This is a genomic window from Cesiribacter andamanensis AMV16, from assembly GCF_000348925.1.
GTDB lineage: Bacteria > Bacteroidota > Bacteroidia > Cytophagales > Cyclobacteriaceae > Cesiribacter > Cesiribacter andamanensis.
This window is the reverse complement of sequence record NZ_AODQ01000028.1, coordinates 14127-31727: the sequence shown is the minus strand read 5'-3', so window position 1 is coordinate 31727 and position 17601 is coordinate 14127. Positions and strand designations below refer to the sequence as shown.

The 17601-nt window shown below is 51.7% G+C and carries 13 protein-coding genes and 1 tRNA gene; 12 read left to right on the top strand and 2 right to left on the bottom strand.

Going from position 1 to position 17601, the window contains the following annotated elements; all coding sequences use genetic code 11:
- The first annotated feature begins 227 nt into the window (after positions 1 to 227).
- The 5 genes from ADICEAN_RS07300 to ADICEAN_RS07280 all read left to right on the top strand — a co-directional run bounded on the left by ADICEAN_RS07300 (position 228) and on the right by ADICEAN_RS07280 (position 4893).
- Positions 228 to 527: a hypothetical protein gene (locus tag ADICEAN_RS07300; RefSeq protein WP_009194924.1), complete on the top strand. Its 300-nt coding sequence runs from the start codon at positions 228 to 230 to the stop codon at positions 525 to 527.
- Positions 528 to 750: 223 nt separating this feature from the next.
- Positions 751 to 2154: an ergothioneine biosynthesis protein EgtB gene (egtB, locus tag ADICEAN_RS23195; RefSeq protein WP_009194923.1), complete on the top strand. Its 1404-nt coding sequence runs from the start codon at positions 751 to 753 to the stop codon at positions 2152 to 2154.
- Positions 2155 to 2212: 58 nt separating this feature from the next.
- Positions 2213 to 3319 carry an L-histidine N(alpha)-methyltransferase gene (gene egtD, locus ADICEAN_RS07290; protein WP_009194922.1) on the top strand — a complete coding sequence of 369 codons (1107 nt, stop codon included), beginning with the start codon at positions 2213 to 2215 and terminating at the stop codon, positions 3317 to 3319.
- Between the two features lie 62 nt (positions 3320 to 3381).
- Positions 3382 to 3465, top strand: a tRNA-Leu gene (locus tag ADICEAN_RS07285).
- A 300-nt stretch (positions 3466 to 3765) separates the two neighbouring features.
- Positions 3766 to 4893 (top strand): Fic family protein, encoded by a 1128-nt coding sequence (locus ADICEAN_RS07280; RefSeq protein ID WP_009194921.1) that lies wholly within the window; start codon positions 3766 to 3768, stop codon positions 4891 to 4893.
- Positions 4894 to 5467: 574 nt separating this feature from the next.
- Here ADICEAN_RS07280 and ADICEAN_RS07275 read toward each other — a convergent pair.
- Positions 5468 to 9052 (bottom strand): PAS domain S-box protein, encoded by a 3585-nt coding sequence (locus ADICEAN_RS07275; RefSeq protein WP_009194920.1) that lies wholly within the window; start codon positions 9050 to 9052, stop codon positions 5468 to 5470.
- Positions 9053 to 10210: 1158 nt separating this feature from the next.
- Between ADICEAN_RS07275 and ADICEAN_RS07270 the strand changes: the two genes are divergently transcribed.
- From ADICEAN_RS07270 to ADICEAN_RS22985, 6 genes are all read left to right on the top strand, one after another.
- On the top strand, positions 10211 to 10798 hold the full coding sequence (locus tag ADICEAN_RS07270; protein ID WP_051068811.1) for a helix-turn-helix domain-containing protein: 588 nt from the start codon (positions 10211 to 10213) through the stop codon (positions 10796 to 10798).
- Positions 10799 to 10960: 162 nt separating this feature from the next.
- Positions 10961 to 11293, top strand: a complete 333-nt coding sequence (locus ADICEAN_RS21835) for a four-helix bundle copper-binding protein (RefSeq protein WP_009194917.1) — start codon at positions 10961 to 10963, stop codon at positions 11291 to 11293.
- Between the two features lie 102 nt (positions 11294 to 11395).
- Positions 11396 to 11683, top strand: coding sequence for a hypothetical protein (locus ADICEAN_RS23190; protein WP_009194916.1), 288 nt, complete (start codon positions 11396 to 11398; stop codon positions 11681 to 11683).
- Positions 11665 to 12981 carry a vitamin K epoxide reductase family protein gene (locus ADICEAN_RS07260; protein ID WP_009194915.1) on the top strand — a complete coding sequence of 439 codons (1317 nt, stop codon included), beginning with the start codon at positions 11665 to 11667 and terminating at the stop codon, positions 12979 to 12981. The genes ADICEAN_RS23190 and ADICEAN_RS07260 overlap by 19 nt, the downstream gene beginning before the upstream one ends.
- Before the next feature lie 97 nt (positions 12982 to 13078).
- Complete coding sequence (locus ADICEAN_RS22990; RefSeq protein WP_009194914.1) at positions 13079 to 13933, top strand: MGH1-like glycoside hydrolase domain-containing protein; 855 nt, start codon at positions 13079 to 13081, stop codon at positions 13931 to 13933.
- Complete coding sequence (locus ADICEAN_RS22985) at positions 13903 to 14331, top strand: MGH1-like glycoside hydrolase domain-containing protein (RefSeq protein WP_040396473.1); 429 nt, start codon at positions 13903 to 13905, stop codon at positions 14329 to 14331. Before ADICEAN_RS22990 ends, ADICEAN_RS22985 begins: the two co-directional genes overlap by 31 nt.
- 157 nt (positions 14332 to 14488) lie before the next feature.
- Here ADICEAN_RS22985 and ADICEAN_RS07245 read toward each other — a convergent pair whose 3' ends face one another.
- The gene (locus tag ADICEAN_RS07245) at positions 14489 to 15100 is read right to left on the bottom strand and encodes a DUF2911 domain-containing protein (RefSeq protein WP_040396472.1); all 612 of its coding nucleotides are present in this window, start codon (positions 15098 to 15100) and stop codon (positions 14489 to 14491) included.
- Positions 15101 to 15366: 266 nt separating this feature from the next.
- On the opposite strand from ADICEAN_RS07245, the gene ADICEAN_RS07240 reads away from it, so the two are divergent.
- Positions 15367 to 17580 carry a copper-translocating P-type ATPase gene (locus ADICEAN_RS07240; protein WP_009194911.1) on the top strand — a complete coding sequence of 738 codons (2214 nt, stop codon included), beginning with the start codon at positions 15367 to 15369 and terminating at the stop codon, positions 17578 to 17580.
- Positions 17581 to 17601 lie beyond the last annotated feature (21 nt).

Below are 17601 nucleotides of genomic sequence, written 5' to 3'. Positions count from 1 at the left end.
CGCTGGCAACCCTTTCTGAAGAGCCCGACGCCTGGTCGCTATCGGCAGTTTAGCGGACTGGGAGAGGGGATGCAGGCTTGTTTCTGCCCCCTGTTCTCTTTGGTACAAGGCGTAAAAGCAGTTCCGTCACCTTTTTTCCTGTGCTCATCACATTTTATTTGCCGACTGCCCCTGGCATGCTAACTAGCTGATGATACGCACCGGAACCCCTTTTAATCAATCGCACCATGAACACATTTAGCACTACCTTCGCCCCCTTTTTCAGCTGCCGCCGGGGACGCTCGCTCCTTAGTACCTATATGGGGCTACTGCTATTTTTTATGCTGCCCATCGCGCAGCTGCCACTGTCCAGCCCGGCAGAGCCTAGTCTGTCGGAGCGGGCGTTGCGCCGGGACGATCCCGGCCCCTGTGGCGCTGACCCCCTGCCCGTAAGCCAGCCAGAGGTTGCCCTTACGCAGGCCTTGGCTGCTGAGAGTACCCAGCTTCCCTACCCCCGGCTGTGGACGGTTTGGCAGTTGTGGCAGTAAGCACTCTTCAGCGGGCCCGGATCCTGTAGCCCAAAGGAGCACCGGTATGTTGGGCAGCGGTTGAGCAGCGGGGCAGCAAGCCCGGGATCTGTTCAGCCGATCCTTTTTTTAGTGGAGTTAAATCAAAATAGTCTTAAACGAAAGGGGCGTTTATGCGTTAAAGCCTATAGGTCTTGTCCTTTTTTTACTCCGGCTTGCCCAAGCAGCGATCAACCCCCTTTTTATGCAGTCCGAATCTCCAGCCATCCTTTCGCCTACGCAATCCGATCTTCTCAGCCGGTTTAAACATGTACGGGCCACCACCGAAAAGCTGTGTGCCCCCCTGCAGACGGAAGATTATGTGGTGCAGCCCGTAGTAGATGTAAGCCCGCCCAAATGGCACATTGGCCATACCACCTGGTTTTTTGAGGAGTTTGTGCTGGATGGCAACCTGCCGGGCTATGAGCGATTCGATCCTCAGTACGCCTACCTGTTCAACAGCTATTATGAGGGGGTAGGTAAGCGGGTGGTGCGCACCGACCGCGGCAACATGACCCGCCCCTCGGTAGAAGAGGTGTATCAGTACCGGGCCTATGTAGACCAGCAGCTGGAGTGTTACCTGCAGGAGCATTCGCTCCCGGCCGAGGTAGCCGAAAAGCTGGAGCTGGGCCTGCAGCACGAGCAGCAGCACCAGGAGCTCCTGCTGTACGATATCAAATTCATACTGGGCGGCAACCCCCTGTTTCCCCCATACCGTGCCCGAAAGGCCGCAAAAGAAGCAGCACAGCCGGTAGGCGAACTGCAGTTTCTGCCCATGGAAGAAGGGGTGTATGAGATTGGGTGGGGGGCAGACACGCAGTCCGCAGACGCGCAGTCCGCAGACGCGCAGTCCGCAGACGCGCAGTCCGCAGACGCGCAGTCCGCAGACGCGCAGTCCGCAGACGCGCAGTCCGCAGACGGCCCCGGAAGGAGGGGATTCTGTTTTGACAACGAGCTGGGCCGGCACAAGGTATACCTGCAGGCCTATGCCATTGCCGACCGGCTGGTGACCAATGGCGAGTGGCTGGAGTTTATGGAAGCGGGTGGCTATCGGTACTTCCGGCACTGGATGCAGGAGGGCTGGCAATGGGTGCAGGAGCAGGGCATACAGGCCCCCTATCACTGGCACCGGATCGACGGGCAGTGGCAGCGCTTCAGCCTGCACGGGCTGGAGCCGGTAGACCTCCAGGAGCCCGTTACCCATATTAGCTTCTATGAGGCCGATGCCTATGCAAAATGGCGGGGGCTGCGCCTGCCCACCGAGCAGGAGTGGGAAGCTGCCTGCCGCAAGCACAGCCCGGCACCCCCTGCCTATGCCAACTTTCAGGACAGTGAGCTTTTTGAGCCGGCAGTCCGCAGCAGCGGCAACCGGCAGTTCTGGGGTGATGTGTGGGAGTGGACCGGCAGTGCCTACCGCCCCTATCCCTACTTTAGCGAAGCGCCGGGTCCGGTAGGGGAGTACAATGGCAAGTTCATGATCAACCAGATGGTGTTGCGGGGCGGCTCCTGCGCCACGCCACGGGATCACATCCGGGCCAGCTACCGCAATTTCTTTCACCCGCAGCTGCGCTGGCTGTTTAGCGGCCTGCGCCTGGCCAAGCAGCTGTAAGCTAGCTACTGCTGGCCCGCTGGGCTGCCCCTTTTTTCCATTCATACCATACCCCTTTATGTCCTCATCTCATCGCTCAGCCAACACCAAAACCACAGCTGCAGGCGGAAGCAACGCACCCAGCCAGGATGCCGGCCACCGGGATGCCGGCCACCGGGATGCCGGCCACCGGGATGCCGGCCACCGGAGTGCCGGGCGCAGGCCTGTTCTTCCGGCACCCCTTTTGCAGTTTGCGTGGGATGTGCGCCAGGGGCTCTCCGCCAGCCCTAAGCAGCTCTCCTCCAAATACTTTTACGACAAGCAGGGCGATGCTCTTTTCCAGGCCATTATGCACATGCCGGAGTACTACCTGACCCGCTCCGAGTACGAGATCCTGGACATGCACAAGGAGCGCCTGCTGCAGCTCTTTTGCAATGATAGCGGCCGCTTTAACCTCATTGAGTTTGGCGCGGGCGATGGGCTCAAGACCAAGCTGCTGCTGCGCCATTTTACCGGGGCAGGCATTGATTTTCGCTACATCCCGATCGATATTTCCCAAAACGTGCTGGAAACCCTTACGGCTGATCTGCGGCAGAGCATCCCCGGTCTGCAGGTGGAGGGCATTTGTGATGATTACTTCAGGGCGCTGCACCAGCTGGGCCAGACCAGCGACCGGCGCAATGTGGTGCTTTTTATGGGTTCCAACATCGGCAACTTTTCCGAGCCGCAGGCCCTGGACTTTCTCAGCCGCCTCTCCTCGGAGCTCAACCCCCATGACCTGATCCTGATAGGTTTTGACCTGAAGAAGGACCCCGGGCAGATCCTGGCGGCTTACAATGACCGGGCCGGCATTACCAGGGCTTTCAACCTTAACCTGCTGCAGCGCATCAATGGGGAGCTGGGCGGGGAGTTTGACCTGGACCAATGGGAGCACTACCCCCTGTATGATCCCATAAGTGGCGAGGCCCGTAGTTACCTGATGAGCCGCCGGGCGCAGCAGGTGTACATTGAGGCGCTGGACGAAACCTATCAGTTTGCTGCCTGGGAGCCTATACATGTAGAAATCAGCCGTAAGTACGATCTGGCCGCCATTGGGCACTACGCCAGCAACACAAACTTCAGGCTGGTGGAGCATTTCTTTGATTGCCGGCATTATTTTGTGGATTCGCTCTGGGAGAAAATATAAGCGCTCCTGCCCCGGATACTTGTATAAGTCTGCGCCAAGCACTACTTTTGTAACCCAAACCTGCGCATGTGGTGAAACTGGTAGACACGCCATCTTGAGGGGGTGGTGCTCGCAAGGGCATGGAAGTTCGAGTCTTCTCATGCGCACACAAAAAAGGCCTTTTTCTTCGGAAAGAGGCCTTTTTTTATTTCTATGCGCACTGGGAGGAGAAGAAAGTTGTATCGACAGAACTCTAGCTATAGAAGCTTATATGCAGCTTCTGCTCTTTACTGCAAAATGAGTGCGTATTTAAAAGAACTGTCGTTGCTTTAATAGGCTCGTTCATTATTTAATTTTTCTGCTGAAATATTAAATAGCAATCTATATTATTTAAATTTTTGGCTAAAATTTTAAATAGATCATCAGTCTGTTTAAATTACGCACCAGATCTTTAAATAGGTCCTATAATGAAAGAGTTCAAAGCAGGTCAATACATAAAGCAGGGTTCCTATAAAAGTTTTCAGCCGAACTCCATTAACCGCCCCTGGATCATGGATGATATGGAGGTACTGCAGTTATTGGGGATAGCAGACAGGGAGCTGGGGCGACTGGATATGTATTCTGAGTATATCCCGAATATAGAATTGTTTATTAGCATGCATGTGTTGAAGGAGGCCACCCAGAGCAGCAAAATTGAAGGTACGCAAACCAATATGGAGGAGGCACTGCTCGATAAGGAAGATGTGCCGCTGGATAAGCGCAATGACTGGGAGGAAGTACAGAATTATATTCAGGCCATGAATCATGCCATGGGTGCGCTAGATAGGCTTCCTTTTTCCTCCAGGCTTATTCGCGAAACGCACAAAACGCTGATGCAGGGGGTACGTGGGGAACAGAAGCAGCCGGGTGAATTCCGCACCAGCCAGAACTGGATCGGAGGGGCCAGTATTAACGACGCAGTGTTTGTGCCTCCGGTACATACCTCTATTCCGGAACTGATGGGTGACATCGAAAAGTTTGAGCATAATGAAGAACTATATTTTCCAGAGTTACTCAAAATAGCCCTTATTCATTACCAGTTTGAAACAATTCACCCTTTTCTGGATGGCAATGGGCGTGTAGGGCGTCTCATGATTACCCTGTATCTGGTAAGTAGGGGGATTTTGAAAAAGCCAATTCTCTACCTCTCTGATTTTCTGGAGCGGAACCGCAGGTATTACTACGATAACCTGATGCGCGTTCGAGAGGCGAATGATTTGAGCAGGTGGTTTAAGTTTTTTCTGCAGGGTGTTATCGAAATCGCACAAAAAGGGATTAGCACCTTCGATGGAATTTTAAGACTTCAAAAGGAGATTGACATTAAGATCAAGAGTCTCGGCAGTAGAGCAGTGAATGCTCAAAAGGTGTTGGAATACCTGTATCAGCGGCCAGTCTTGAATGCAGAAAATGTACGGAAGGTGACTGGTCTTTCCATGCCCTCAGCCTATAGCCTTATCAAAGAGCTGGAGGCTCAGGGAATTCTACGAGAGATCACAGGTGGGCAGCGGAGTAGGGTGTATGAGTTTAGTGATTATCTTAATCTGTTCCGTTCCTAAAAGGAAGACCAGGATTCAAATCACGCAGGTTCTGTAAAGGGTACGTATATAAAACTTCCTTCGGCTCAAATGAAGGCAGTTAGGCCCTATATAGGCCCTGCATTTCGTAACTATCTGACATTCATAACTTATGAATAATCTTGAGGTGGTGGTGCTCGCAAGGGCATGGAAGTTCGAGTCTTCTCATGCGCACACTTAGGCCTTTTTCTTCGGAAAGAGGCCTTTTTTGTTTGCAGGGGCAGGGAGGGGAAGAAAGGTATAAGGACAAAATGCTAGCTGTGGAAGCGTATAAGCGGCTTTGACGCGTTACAGCAGATTGAGGACGTATTTAAAAAAATCAGCCATTACTTAAATAGACCCAATCCTTATTAAAGTTTTTTGTTGAAATCTAAACTAGCCAAATGCCTTTTGTAGGCATTTGGCTATACTTTTAACCAGCTTGTGGTCCTGTTTACTTATGCACAAGATCTTTGGATAAGTTCCACTATGAAAGAATTCAAGGCTGGTCAATACATAAAGCCGGGTGCCTGTAAAAGCTTTCAGCCAAATTTTCAAGGAGCAGGTCAGGCCAGTGCTACTGTTCCACTTCATCAAAATAGATCATGAAGGTAGTGCCTGCGCCGGGCTTGCTCTCCACTTTAATACGGGCTCCATGGCTTTGCAGAATGCTGCGCACATTGGCCAGGCCTACCCCCAGACCGGAGGGCTTTTGGGTGTAGTAGGCATCAAACATCTTGCTTAGCTGTTCCTGGTTCATGCCGCAGCCATTGTCCTTGATGAGCAGAGCCGTGTAGCGCTGCTCATTTTTGCGCACCACCACGCGCAATACTCCCTTATGGGCTTCCATGGCGTCAATGGCATTATGGAAAATGTTGAGTATGGCAATCTTCAGCTTTTCGGGATCGGCCTTTACCTGGCAGTCTTTGGCATAGGTTTCTTCTACCTGTATATGTTTCAGAAAGAGGCGGTCCTGTGCCTTGGTCAAGGTCTCTTTTACCAGTTGCTGGAGGGAGTGCACCGCAAATGCGGCATTCTGATTTTTGGTGAGGCTGAGCAATTCAGTGATAAAGGCCTCGATGCGCCGGGTGCTTTTGCCAATAATGTCAAAATAGGTTGTGGTGGCCTGCGTTTTTGTAGCGGCCTGCTCCTGCTGCAGCAGCTCCAGCACCATATTAATGTTCACCAGCGGCCCGCGTACTTCATGGGCAATGGTACGGGCCATATGGCCTTTTACGGAGAGCTTTTCGGCTTCCAGCAAGGCTTGCGTGCGCTCCTCAACCTGCTGCTCCAGCAGCTGGTTGTAAGAAGCAAGGGCTTCTTCTATATGCTTGCGGTCTTCGATGTCGGTAGCCGTTCCAAACCACTCCAGCAGGTTTCCGGCGTTGTCTTTGAGGGGCATAGTGCGGCAAAGGTGCCAGCGATAAGCGCCGGTGGCATTGCGCAGGCGGTATTCGGTTTCGAAGGAAGCGCCCTGGGCCAGGGCCTGCTGCCACTTTTCTTTTGCCGCGGGGGCATCGCTGGGGTGCACAATGGCCTGCCAGCCGGGGCCGGCAGAGGTTTCGGGGCTCAGGCCGCTGTATTGGTACCAGCGCTGGTTAAAGTAGCTGGCCCTGCCTGCAGCATCGTTGGTCCAGATGAGCTGCGGTATGGCATCGGCCAGGGTGCGGAAACGGGCTTCACTTTCCTGCAGGGCTGCTTCAGCCCTGGCTCTTTCTGCCGCAGCCCAGATACGTTCGGCTACGATTTCAATCAATTCCACTTCTTCTTTTGTCCAAACCCGCGGCGTAGCGGTTGCTGCGGCAAGCGACCAGATGACGTTGCTTTCGCCTTTGCGAACACTGGCGCAAATGAACGCCTGCAAATCCACTGCATGAAGGGATGTCCTATTTAAATCAGAAAGTCTGGTATCGCCATCAATGTCATTGAAGACAATCGTTTGGTCTTCGATTTGCCGAACTGTTTCAGGAAAATCAGACATCCGAACTTCGCCCAAAATAGATACCAGACTACCTTTTCGATGCTCCGCTCTGACCACCGCACGGTCGTCATCGGGATACAAGACAAACACATAAGCCCGATCCAGCTCCAAGAATTCAGCGAGCATCTGCAATGGGGTCTCTTCAATTGCCTTCTCGTTAGACAGGGTTCGTAAAGTGTCGGAGAATTTCAATAGAAACGCCTGTTGTTTCTCCCGTTTTTTGCGTTTGGTGATGTCTTCGAAAACCACTGCCACCTGCCTGGCTTCTGCTTGGCCTATCCGTGATGCATAAACATGGTACCATCGCTGCGTAGGCTCATGCCAATTTTCGAAACGAACCGTATCTCCTGTTTTAACAACCTGATCAAAGGCATTAAACCAGTACTTCTCTGTGGCCAGCCCCAGCTCGGAGTGCAACTTTCCTACCACACCTTCCAAGCCTGTTTGTTTGTTGTAGGCTGGATTTACTTCTAACCAGCGCAGGTCTGTCGGCGTTTCCTGATCATCATACACTACTTCATAAATACAAAAGCCTTCGTCTATGGCATTGAAAATGGAATAGTATTTATCGGTTGCTTTCTGTGCGAGTTCCTCTTTCAGCCGAAGGATTTCTTCCTGAGATAGTATGCGTTCGGTAATGTCTAGTGCTGTAGCCACCAAACCATCTCCCAGCTTTACGGCCATCAGGTGAAACCAGCGTTCCCTGCCCATCAGCTTCAGCTGCACTTCTGTGTTCAGCTCTTTGCCTGTCTCTACCACCTGGCAATACAGCCGGAACACGATCGTGTCTTTGATTCCGGGATAGGCTTCTGAGTAGCGATTGCCGGTGCGGTTCTCCAGTGCGTATTTTCTGGCTTCCCGGTTTTCCAGCTGAAATTCAAAATCAACAATCTCTCCAGCCGTATCCCGAACAGCTTTGTGGTAAGCAATCGGATTCAGCGAGACATCAAATACAGTTTTGATCAGGTTTCGGTTTTCCCTGATTTCCTGCTCGGCAATTTTTCTTTCTGTTACATCTTCCCAGGTATGCAACAGCCGATCACCCTCCAGGGGACTATTGGTAATAGCGAACCATACCTTTTGCCCCAGGAAATCGGCTTCCCGTACATAGTTGTTTCTTTTCCCGGATTCAATCACTTCAATGAATTGCGGCAGTTGTACCAAGGCATTTTCTCCGTGCGCGCTAAAGGGTTTGCCGGTAAAATCCTCACCCTCCAGCATCTCCAGGCTTGCCCGGTTGATGAACTCATGCACAAAATCAAAGATCTCCCCTTTTTCATTGCGCAGGGCTTTGTAGACTGCCATGCCGATTCGGGGTGCATCAATCACATCCTGCAGCAGTGTTTTGCTTTGCAGCAGGTCCTGCTGGGCTTGTTTCAGGAGGGTGATGTCGGCAGTGGTGGTGGCCACGCCGTCATCGAACTTCACCACCGACTGGTAATACCAGCCCTTAAACTGCTCATGCGGATAATACCGTTCCTGCTGGTCGGGAATGCCGGTTTCCACTACCCTGACAAAGGTATCGAAAATGCCTTCCTTTTTTACGCCGGGGTTGTGTTGCAGCAGGCACTGGCCCACTACAGGCCCGAATATCTTTTTAGAGGTTTCGTTGATGAGTATCCACTCAAAATCGATGATAGTGCCTTTAGCGTCGCGCACGGCTTTAAATACCTGAATCATGTCCAGCGAGCTGTCGATGGTGGCTCTCAGCAGCTGGTCGTCTCCAATATTGCCGGTACTTTGCCGGGCTTCCTGCGGCAAGGGGGGCTGCTGCCTGCGAAGGGTCAGCAGCAGCAGTTGGGAAGGGGCGGTTGCTCCCAGGGCCGTGCAGCAGATGCTGAAGCAGTGCCAGTGTCCATTGGCCCCTTTCAGCTGTGCCTGCCACTGCCGCTGTTTGCCCTCGGGCAGGCTTGCCGCCGCCTGCACGTGCGCGGCAAAGGCCTGACGCCCGGCGGGTTTCAGCAGCTCCTCCAGAAAGGAGAAGCCCTGCTGCAAGGCGGCCTCCGGCGCATAGCCCAGCTGCTGCCGGAGCTGCTGGTTGGCGTAGGTGATGGTGCGTGTTTGTGGGTTGGCCAGCAGCAGCAGGTCGGGGCTCAGCTCGGCCATGGCCTGAAAGGGGGCCGTGGCCTGCAGCGGCGATGGGGTGTGATTACTACGGCTGCGGTCTGTAGGGGTAGGCATAAAAATACCGTAAGCGGATTAAGTATTTGCAGCCCTTTGGCGCTGAAGGGCGCGAAAGAGCCGGGGGTAGGGCAGGTGTTTAAAAAGTACTTTCAGCGCCGGAGGCTGAAAAAACAATATACTCAGGCAGAGGCCATGAGTGCAACTAGAAGGATGGATTTTATATGATTTTTTTCGCTTTCTTTCCCGGGAATGCTGTCAATGCGCTTTTGTTTACTGGGCATTGCTACTGGCTGTATGCTGTCTGTAAAGCTATCAGAAGGGGAAGATATTATCAAAATGGGAGTGTTCTGCGGCGAAACTCTGGCTAGCACAAAAAAGTAAATCAAAAAAATGGGGCCCTGCCTGGCCCTACGGGCATTTTAGGGCAGAGACACTATTTCTGGCCCGGTATCTGTCCTGTACCACAGCAGATCCTAGTATTTTTTAACCTCCGTTTGGCTGATTTTTTAAACTAGATCCCAGAGGCCCGGACCTGTGCCTTCCTTCCACCCGGTTCGGGCCTTTTTCTTTGTGAGTGGACCGGCCTCTCCAAACCCGGAGAGGCTCTTCTGGCTGCAACACGACCGCTGCAGCCCTTTTTTAAGTCCTGCGGCAGAATGCTTTTTTCCTGGCAGACTGCCGACAGGCACAAAGGAAACCCACTCCCTTCCTTTATGAAGAAAGAACCAGGGTGGATTTTGGAGGATATTCTTCGGCCTTCCAGAAGCGCAGTAGAAAATCAAGGTCTTCCAGGTAGTGTTGCCGGGCCACACCCGGAAGGTAGCAAAAAAGCAGTGGCCACGCCAGGCCCCCTAACCGGACTGGTTGGGAAGGAGAGCTAGCCCACCGCCCCCTCTACCAGCTAAATTTCCTGCTGGCTCAGACCCTAAAGCTGGTAGACCAGCTGGTCAATTTCGGATTCAGGGGGGGCTATTTTTTTTACTGCTTTCTAGCCTGTGGAATTCGATCAACATTCAATACGGCTAACAAGGTAGAGTACTAGAACCAAAAGGCAAGGGTATGTTTTCAGATTTGAGCCAGGCATTGTAGATAGCAATTGGTGTTTTTTGCTCTGTTTTTCAACAATTGTTTTGATACAGGCTTTATCTAATGATAGCAGCACGTATGCGCTGTACTACCCCCCCCCGCCATAAGACAGTTATGTAAGTAACACGCATGGAATCACTTACTCTCACCATGGTCAAGACCAGGATTCATATTAAAAACATGGTTTGCCCCAGATGTATTATGGTAGTAAAGGAACGCTTACGCCGTGCCGGCCTGCAGGTAGTACATGTGGAACTGGGTTATGCAGAAATCGTACAACCAGCTCGTTTAGACACGGCCAGGATCAGAAAAGCATTGGAAGCGGTAGGATTTGAATACATACAGGGAAAAGATGAGATCACTCTTGAAAAGATCAGAACCGCCCTGCTCGATTATATTCATCAGCTTGAAAATGGGAGTAATGAAACCTTATCTATTTACCTAAGCCAAAGCCTGGGCATCAACTATACGTGTCTTAGCAGATTATTTTCCAAGGCTAAGCATATTTCCATCCAAAAATATCTGGTGCTTCAAAAAATAGAACGTGTAAAGGAGTTGCTGGAATATGGTGAGCTGACCTTGAGCCAGATAGCTGCACGTCTTGGGTACAGCAGTGTTCACTACCTATCAACTCAATTTAAGAGTGTTACAGGCAAATCTGTTTCTGAATACAAAGCATTGCAAAAGCCAAACCGCAAGTTTCTAGACCAGCTATAGCGATCATTCGCTAACATCAGGCCTTTACCATCCTTTTTTCATACATAAAAAGCAGAATCTTGTACAGCATTTAGACGATCTATCCCTGCATTTCATAAACACAACCCCAATGAGCGCGTTAAAAATATAGTTGATTTTTTAAACCGTTAAAACTTTTTAATCATGGCTCACGATAGAGAATTGCTTCAAAAACTGGCCCAGTGTGCTGCCGCCTGTGAAATGTGTGCAGATGCTTGTCTGGATGAAGACAATGTGAAAATGATGGTCCGCTGCATTCGCCTGGACCGCGATTGTGCCAAAATTTGCCATACAGCTTCCAGCTTTGTTGCCTCCCATTCGGATAATGCAGGGGCTATTCTGCAGCTCTGTGCTGATATTTGCCGCCAGTGCGGCGATGAATGCGCACAGCATAAGCACGACCATTGCCAGGAATGCGCCCGTGCCTGCCGCGAGTGCGAGGAAGCCTGCCGCAGCTATGCCGGTGCCCGTATGTAAAACAAGCAGTATTTACTGATTGAAAGCACTGGCCACTTAGGGGTCAGTGCTTTTCTTCTTACGCTACAGAAGCCAATTCATGAATTTTTTAGCCGTTCAAGCATGAAGCATCAGGACAAAGATTCTCACGATAAAAAGGGGAATAAAGGGGGCATGGCCATGCGTGGGGTAAGCCGCCCCATGGCCGAAAAGCAAATCAGGGAGCACCAGCAGGAGATGCATTCCCGGGAGGATGAGCATCCGGAAGGTGCACACAAGGATAAGCAGGGCGGCGGCATGAAGATGGACCCGGAAATGCGCCAGAACATGCTGCACATGCATCACATGCAAACACTCTGGATCTACTGGGCCATTATCATGCTGGGGTGTGGATGCTGCTTTCGCCATTAACTTTTAGTTATGCCAAAGGGACGGTAGATCCCAGTGGGGGCCGGGATCTCTGGCTCTCGCTGGAGCAGCGCATCCAGTTCATGAAATGGAGCGACATTCTAAGTGGCCTGGGGCTGATCTTCTTTGGCTGGCGCTCCCTTACGCCCAACCGGCCCATCAGTCTCTGGATCTGCTGCTTTATCGGTATTTGGCTCTCTATTGCCCCGGTGCTGTTCTGGTCGCCAACGGCAGCTGGCTATCTGAACAACACGCTTATAGGCATGCTGGTCATCTCCCTTACCATCCTGATACCGGGCATGCCTAATATGATCATGTACATGAAAATGGGCTCTGAAATACCCCCTGGCTGGAGCTACAACCCATCCAGCTGGCCGCAGCGCTGGATCATGATTGTGCTGGCCTTTGCGGGCTGGGGTGTTTCGCGCTACCTGGGGGCTTTTCAGCTGGGCTACATCGACCACGCCTGGGATCCTTTCTTTGGCGAAGGTACCCGCCAGGTGCTTAACTCCAAGATGTCGCACTCCCTGTTTATTTCCGACGGCGCTATGGGTGCTTTGGCCTATACCTTCGAGTTCCTGATGGGCTTTATGGGCAGCCCCAGCCGCTGGCGCACCATGCCCTGGATGGTGGCGGTGTTCGGCATTCTGGTAATTCCCTTAGGGCTGGTGCACATCTTTCTGGTGATCTCCCAGCCAGTAATGGTAGGTGCTTGGTGTACGTTTTGCCTGCTGGCAGCAGCCATTATGCTGCCGATGATCCCGCTGGAAGCCGATGAAGTAGTGGCCATGTTTCAGCATATGAAACAGGCGAAAAAACGAGGCGATAACCTCTGGGAGGTATTCTGGAAAGGCGGTAAGCCCTTTGAGATGAACAAAGACGAGCGCTCACCTACATTAATGCAGTTTCCCCAGATGCCCGGAAAGGTGTACAAAGCTTCTATCTGGGGCATGAGCTTTCCCTGGACCTTAACCGTCTCTACCCTCATTGGCCTAGCGCTTATGTTTGCTCCAGGACTGCTGGGCTTTGATATACAGGCTACGCCTTCGGATATTTTCCACCTTAGCGGTGCACTCATTGTGGTGGTTTCAGTGATTTGTATGGGCGAAGTACTTCGCTTTGGCCGCTACTTGAACATTCTGCTTGGCCTGGTGGTAGCGGTAGGGCCATGGCTGGTAAACAGTGAAAACCTGATGCTGAACATTATCGGCACGCTTGCTGGCCTGCTGGTTGCAGCACTGGCAATGCCAAGAGGACCTAAAACGGAGAACTACGGCTTTTGGGATAAGTATGTTAAATAGAGATCGGGCTAGGTCTACTACACATACAGAGACAACAACCCTTTCTGTATCAGATCAGGAGCTTTTTGAAAGAGTACGTAAGCTGCTGCACGAAAACATGATCAAGGGGCAAAGCCAGGAAAAGAACATACAGTTTCACTATACCAAGCCTTCTCCCGGGCGCTACCCCTTTCAGTTCTTCTGGGATACCTGCTTTCATGTCTTCATTTTCAGTGCCCTGGGCGAGCACGATATGGCCAGGGAACACCTCACCAGCCTGTTTGCCCTGCAGGAGGAGGACGGCTTTGTGGGACATATGATATACTGGGACCGCCTGCAGCCTGGCCGAAGCACCGATGTGTTTCAGCTAAACCCAAGGCTGGGCAGGCGTTTTTTCCGGGAGCACATGTCAGCCTTGATACAGCCTCCCCTGGTGGCTCAGGCGGTAGCTAAAGTTTATCAAAATACCGGAGACACAGCGTTTTTAAGCAGCATGCTGCCAAAGCTTAAGAAGTACTTTGACTGGGTAAGCCACAATCGTGACTTTGAGGGGGATGGCCTGATTACGATTATCTCTCCCTTTGAATCCGGCATTGACTTTAAGCCCACGTTTGATGTTGCCCTGGGCATGCCGCAGCGTAAAGGAGACTGGCGGTTATTCCTGCGGTATGTTGGGGTAGACTTCCGAAATTTTGCCAATGGGTATAATCTTAAGAAGATTTACCGGAAAGGCTATTTTCTGGTGAAGGAAGTTGGCTTCAATACCATTTATGCGCAAAACCTCTTTGCCCTGGCTGATTTGTGCAAGGCCGTAGCGGATCCGGATGCTGCCAGGTATCGTTCCCTGGGAGGAAAGGTGGTAGGGAGCATCCTGTCCATTATGTATGACAGTGATCTGGGAGCATTCCTGGACACCTGGGGAAAAGACAATAAAAAATCAGGGTGCTTACCCCTACCATCTTTTATCCGGTAGTGCTCCAGGGCATGCCCAATGAAATAACAAAAAAGGTAATCGGCCAGCATTTGATAGACGGAAGTGAATTTGACACCCCCTTTCCGCTCCCCTCCCTGGCTAAAAATGCAGCTGCCTTTAACCCCACAGAATCAAAATATATCTGGCGCGGGCCTACCTGGATTGTGCATAACTGGTTCTTGCATCAGTTCCTGCTGGAAAAAGGGCATCAGCAAGAGGCAACAAAACTGGTAGAAAGCATTCGCACGCTCATCGGGAAAAGTGGCTTTAGAGAATACTATAACCCCTTTACCGGCGAAGGCTATGGTGCCAAAGAGTTTACCTGGGCAGGGCTGGTTGTAGATATGATGCAGATGGAAAAGCGGGCAAACTCAACTATCTCCCCCACTCACACCTGACATCCGCACCATCTTCCATAGCGGAACTAATAATCATCAAAGCGCTCCAGGTGTTTTCGATCAGATAGTTAACCGGTTTTATTACCCGCTGGTATATAAAAAAGGCTGCTACGGAATTTCTTCACTAGCAGCCTCTTTTTACTAAAAGTAACGTAGCTTACTGGACCACTTCAAAAGGAAAGCTGATCTTTTTGGTTTCCCAGGCCAGGGAAATAGTGCCTGCTGTCTCGCTTACTTTATTGACTTCATATGCAAGCTGCTCCTTAGATTCCTGCAGGGTCTCTGGCTTTATGGTAAAGCGAAACACATCTTCCGACTGCTCATACTCATCCTTGCCGTGCTGGTCCCAGTTGCGGTTAAAGATCACCGTCCAGTCGCCGGCCGAGGGGATGGTAAAAAGGGCATATTTTCCTGCAGGCAGGGTATTCCCTGCAATTTTGAGGGGTTTGTCCGTCTCCAGCCAGGTGGCATTATGCGCGCCCGATACCCACACTTCATCCAGGGCAACCAGCCCTCCATAGATCATGCGGTTGCGTACACTGGGGGCACTGTAATCAATATGAATGTGCGCTCCGCCCACCATGGCCATGGCGCTGGTGTGAGGACTCAAAGCTTTCTTTTGCGCACCAGATTCTGCGGAACCCGCTTCCGGAGCGCTGGTAGGATGCTGATGCTCAGCCGGAGTCTCTGCTTGTTCGGAGCCGGACGGCTCGCCCTGGCAGGCACTAAACAGTACTGCTGCCGCTGCAATGATCATTAACTTTTTCATGGATGATTCTATAAACTGCCGGCGCAAATATGCTGAAAAAAGCCAAGACTAGTACATAATAAGAAACCTGCGACCTTAGACCACGCTGCCTTTTGCTGATAGTAAAAAGATATACATCCATTACAAAGTTCTATAAATAGTACAAGCAGATACTTGGCTAACTTGGCTCCAGGCAAAGCATCATAACTTTTTGAACATAAATGGATTCATAATAATAGCTCATTGAGCTTTTTATGCTGCCCTGCCGTTCATAAAACTTTTTATATATGGACCACTCACATCACCACGATCACAGGCCTAAGGAAAAGGCCAACGATCAAGTCAACAGGACCCGGGACCATCTGGCGGAAAAAACGCTGCATGCGCACGAACAGGCTATTCCGGATAAAGAAAAGTTAGGTGATACCCCTAAAGATAGGCCAGCAGCGCATCCCAGGCATGGGGCACATCCCACGCATCAGGGACATGACATGCCAGCAGATCATAGCGGGCACGGCGATATGCACGAAGAGCATGGGGGCCATTCCCATGGCGATCATCACCGCATGATGATCCAGGATTTTAAGCGCCGCTTCTGGATCTCCCTGATCCTATCCATCCCGGTAATCCTGCTAAGCCCCATGGTGCAGCACATCCTGGGCTTTGAGCTTGAGGTGCCTTATGCCGGTTACATCGCCTTTGGTCTTTCCTCTGTCATCTATTTCTACGGGGGCTGGCCTTTTCTGACAGGACTGGTAGAAGAGGTGAAAAAGGGATCTCCCGGCATGATGACGCTCATTGGCGTTGCCATTACGGTGGCCTATGTCTACAGCACGGCCGTTGCTTTTGGACTGGAAGGCATGGATTTCTTCTGGGAACTGGCCACCCTGATTGTGGTGATGCTGCTGGGGCACTGGATTGAAATGAAATCCGTACTGGGTGCTTCCAAAGCCCTGGAGTTGCTCGTAAGCATGATGCCCGCCACCGCCCATGTGATCCGTGGGGGACAAATCCTTCAAATCCCGATCGGGGAGTTGCAAAAGGGCGATGTAATTCTGGTAAAGCCCGGCGAAAAAGTGCCAGCTGATGGCCTGGTAACCCAGGGGGAAAGTTATTTGAACGAAAGCATGCTCACCGGCGAAAGCAAACCGGTGCAGAAAACAGGGGGAGATAAAGTAATCGGCGGCTCCATCAACGGCAATGGCTCCCTGCAGGTACAGGTAGAGCATACCGGTGAGGAAAGCTACCTGAAAAAGGTCATCAATCTGGTGCAGGGGGCACAGAAGACAAAATCAGAAACCCAGCGCCTGGCCGACCGTGCCGCCAAGTGGCTTACCTATGTAGCCCTGTCGGCTGGGTTTATCACCTTTGCTGCCTGGCTCATTGCCGGAGCCGAACTGGACTTTGCCCTGGAGCGCATGGTCACCGTGATGGTGATTTCCTGTCCGCATGCGTTGGGCCTGGCCATCCCCCTGGTGGTAGCCATCTCTACAGCTGTATCGGCCAAGAATGGACTGCTGATCCGCAACAGAACAGCCTTTGAGAATTCCCGCAACATCACGACCATCCTCTTCGACAAAACCGGTACGCTTACCCAGGGATCGCATGCCGTGGCGCAAGTGGTCACCTTCGGAGAAGGGATCAGCAAACAGGAAATGCTACGCCTGGCTGCTGGCGTTGAGCAAAACTCCGAGCACTACATTGCACTGGGAATCCTGAAAAAGGCAAAGGAAGAAGGCATAACTGTACCTCCCTCTCAATCATTCAACTACCTGCCCGGCAAAGGCCTGGAAGGCCAGGTAGAAGGTAAGGATATTAAAGTAGTAGGTCCTACCTACATCAAAGAATATACCATAGCCGTTCCTGCCAATGCCGCCGAAGAAGGCGTAGAGACTGTTGTTTACGTGATGATAGAAGGCCAGGTAGTGGGCTACATCACCCTTCGGGATCAGATCCGGCCCGAATCGGCAGAGGCCATTCGGGTGCTGAAAGAAAACGGCATCAAAAACCTGCTGATCACTGGCGATAACGAGCGGGTAGCCAAAAGTGTAAGCCAGGCCCTTGGCATGGATGGGTATATGGCCAATGTGCTGCCACACGAAAAACTGGAAAAAGCAAAGGAGCTGCAGGCAAAAGGAGAATTTGTGGCCATGACCGGCGATGGGGTAAATGATGCCCCCGCCCTGGCCCAGGCCGATGTGGGCATTGCGGTAGGCTCCGGTACCGATGTGGCCGCCGAAACAGCCGACATCATCCTGGTAAACAGCAACCCGCAGGACATTGCCTCGCTGATTCTCTTTGGCAAAGCCACCTACCGCAAAATGATCCAGAACCTGATCTGGGCCACCGGTTACAACATCATTGCCTTACCATTGGCAGCAGGGGTGCTCTATCAGCAGGGCATCATGATCTCTCCGGCTGTGGGTGCAGCGCTCATGTCTTTGAGTACCATCATTGTCGCCATTAATGCACAGCTGCTGAAAAGGCAAATTAAGCGTTAACACGGCTATTGCTTCCTATTT

Coding starts and splice junctions, on each gene's coding strand:
- ADICEAN_RS07300 (WP_009194924.1), top strand. CDS start 228: ATGAACACATTTAGCACTACCTTCGCCCCCTTTTTCAGCTGCCGCCGG.
- egtB (WP_009194923.1), top strand. CDS start 751: ATGCAGTCCGAATCTCCAGCCATCCTTTCGCCTACGCAATCCGATCTT.
- egtD (WP_009194922.1), top strand. CDS start 2,213: ATGTCCTCATCTCATCGCTCAGCCAACACCAAAACCACAGCTGCAGGC.
- ADICEAN_RS07280 (WP_009194921.1), top strand. CDS start 3,766: ATGAAAGAGTTCAAAGCAGGTCAATACATAAAGCAGGGTTCCTATAAA.
- ADICEAN_RS07275 (WP_009194920.1), bottom strand. CDS start 9,052: ATGCCTACCCCTACAGACCGCAGCCGTAGTAATCACACCCCATCGCCG.
- ADICEAN_RS07270 (WP_051068811.1), top strand. CDS start 10,211: ATGGAATCACTTACTCTCACCATGGTCAAGACCAGGATTCATATTAAA.
- ADICEAN_RS21835 (WP_009194917.1), top strand. CDS start 10,961: ATGGCTCACGATAGAGAATTGCTTCAAAAACTGGCCCAGTGTGCTGCC.
- ADICEAN_RS23190 (WP_009194916.1), top strand. CDS start 11,396: ATGAAGCATCAGGACAAAGATTCTCACGATAAAAAGGGGAATAAAGGG.
- ADICEAN_RS07260 (WP_009194915.1), top strand. CDS start 11,665: ATGCTGCTTTCGCCATTAACTTTTAGTTATGCCAAAGGGACGGTAGAT.
- ADICEAN_RS22990 (WP_009194914.1), top strand. CDS start 13,079: ATGATCAAGGGGCAAAGCCAGGAAAAGAACATACAGTTTCACTATACC.
- ADICEAN_RS07245 (WP_040396472.1), bottom strand. CDS start 15,100: ATGAAAAAGTTAATGATCATTGCAGCGGCAGCAGTACTGTTTAGTGCC.
- ADICEAN_RS07240 (WP_009194911.1), top strand. CDS start 15,367: ATGGACCACTCACATCACCACGATCACAGGCCTAAGGAAAAGGCCAAC.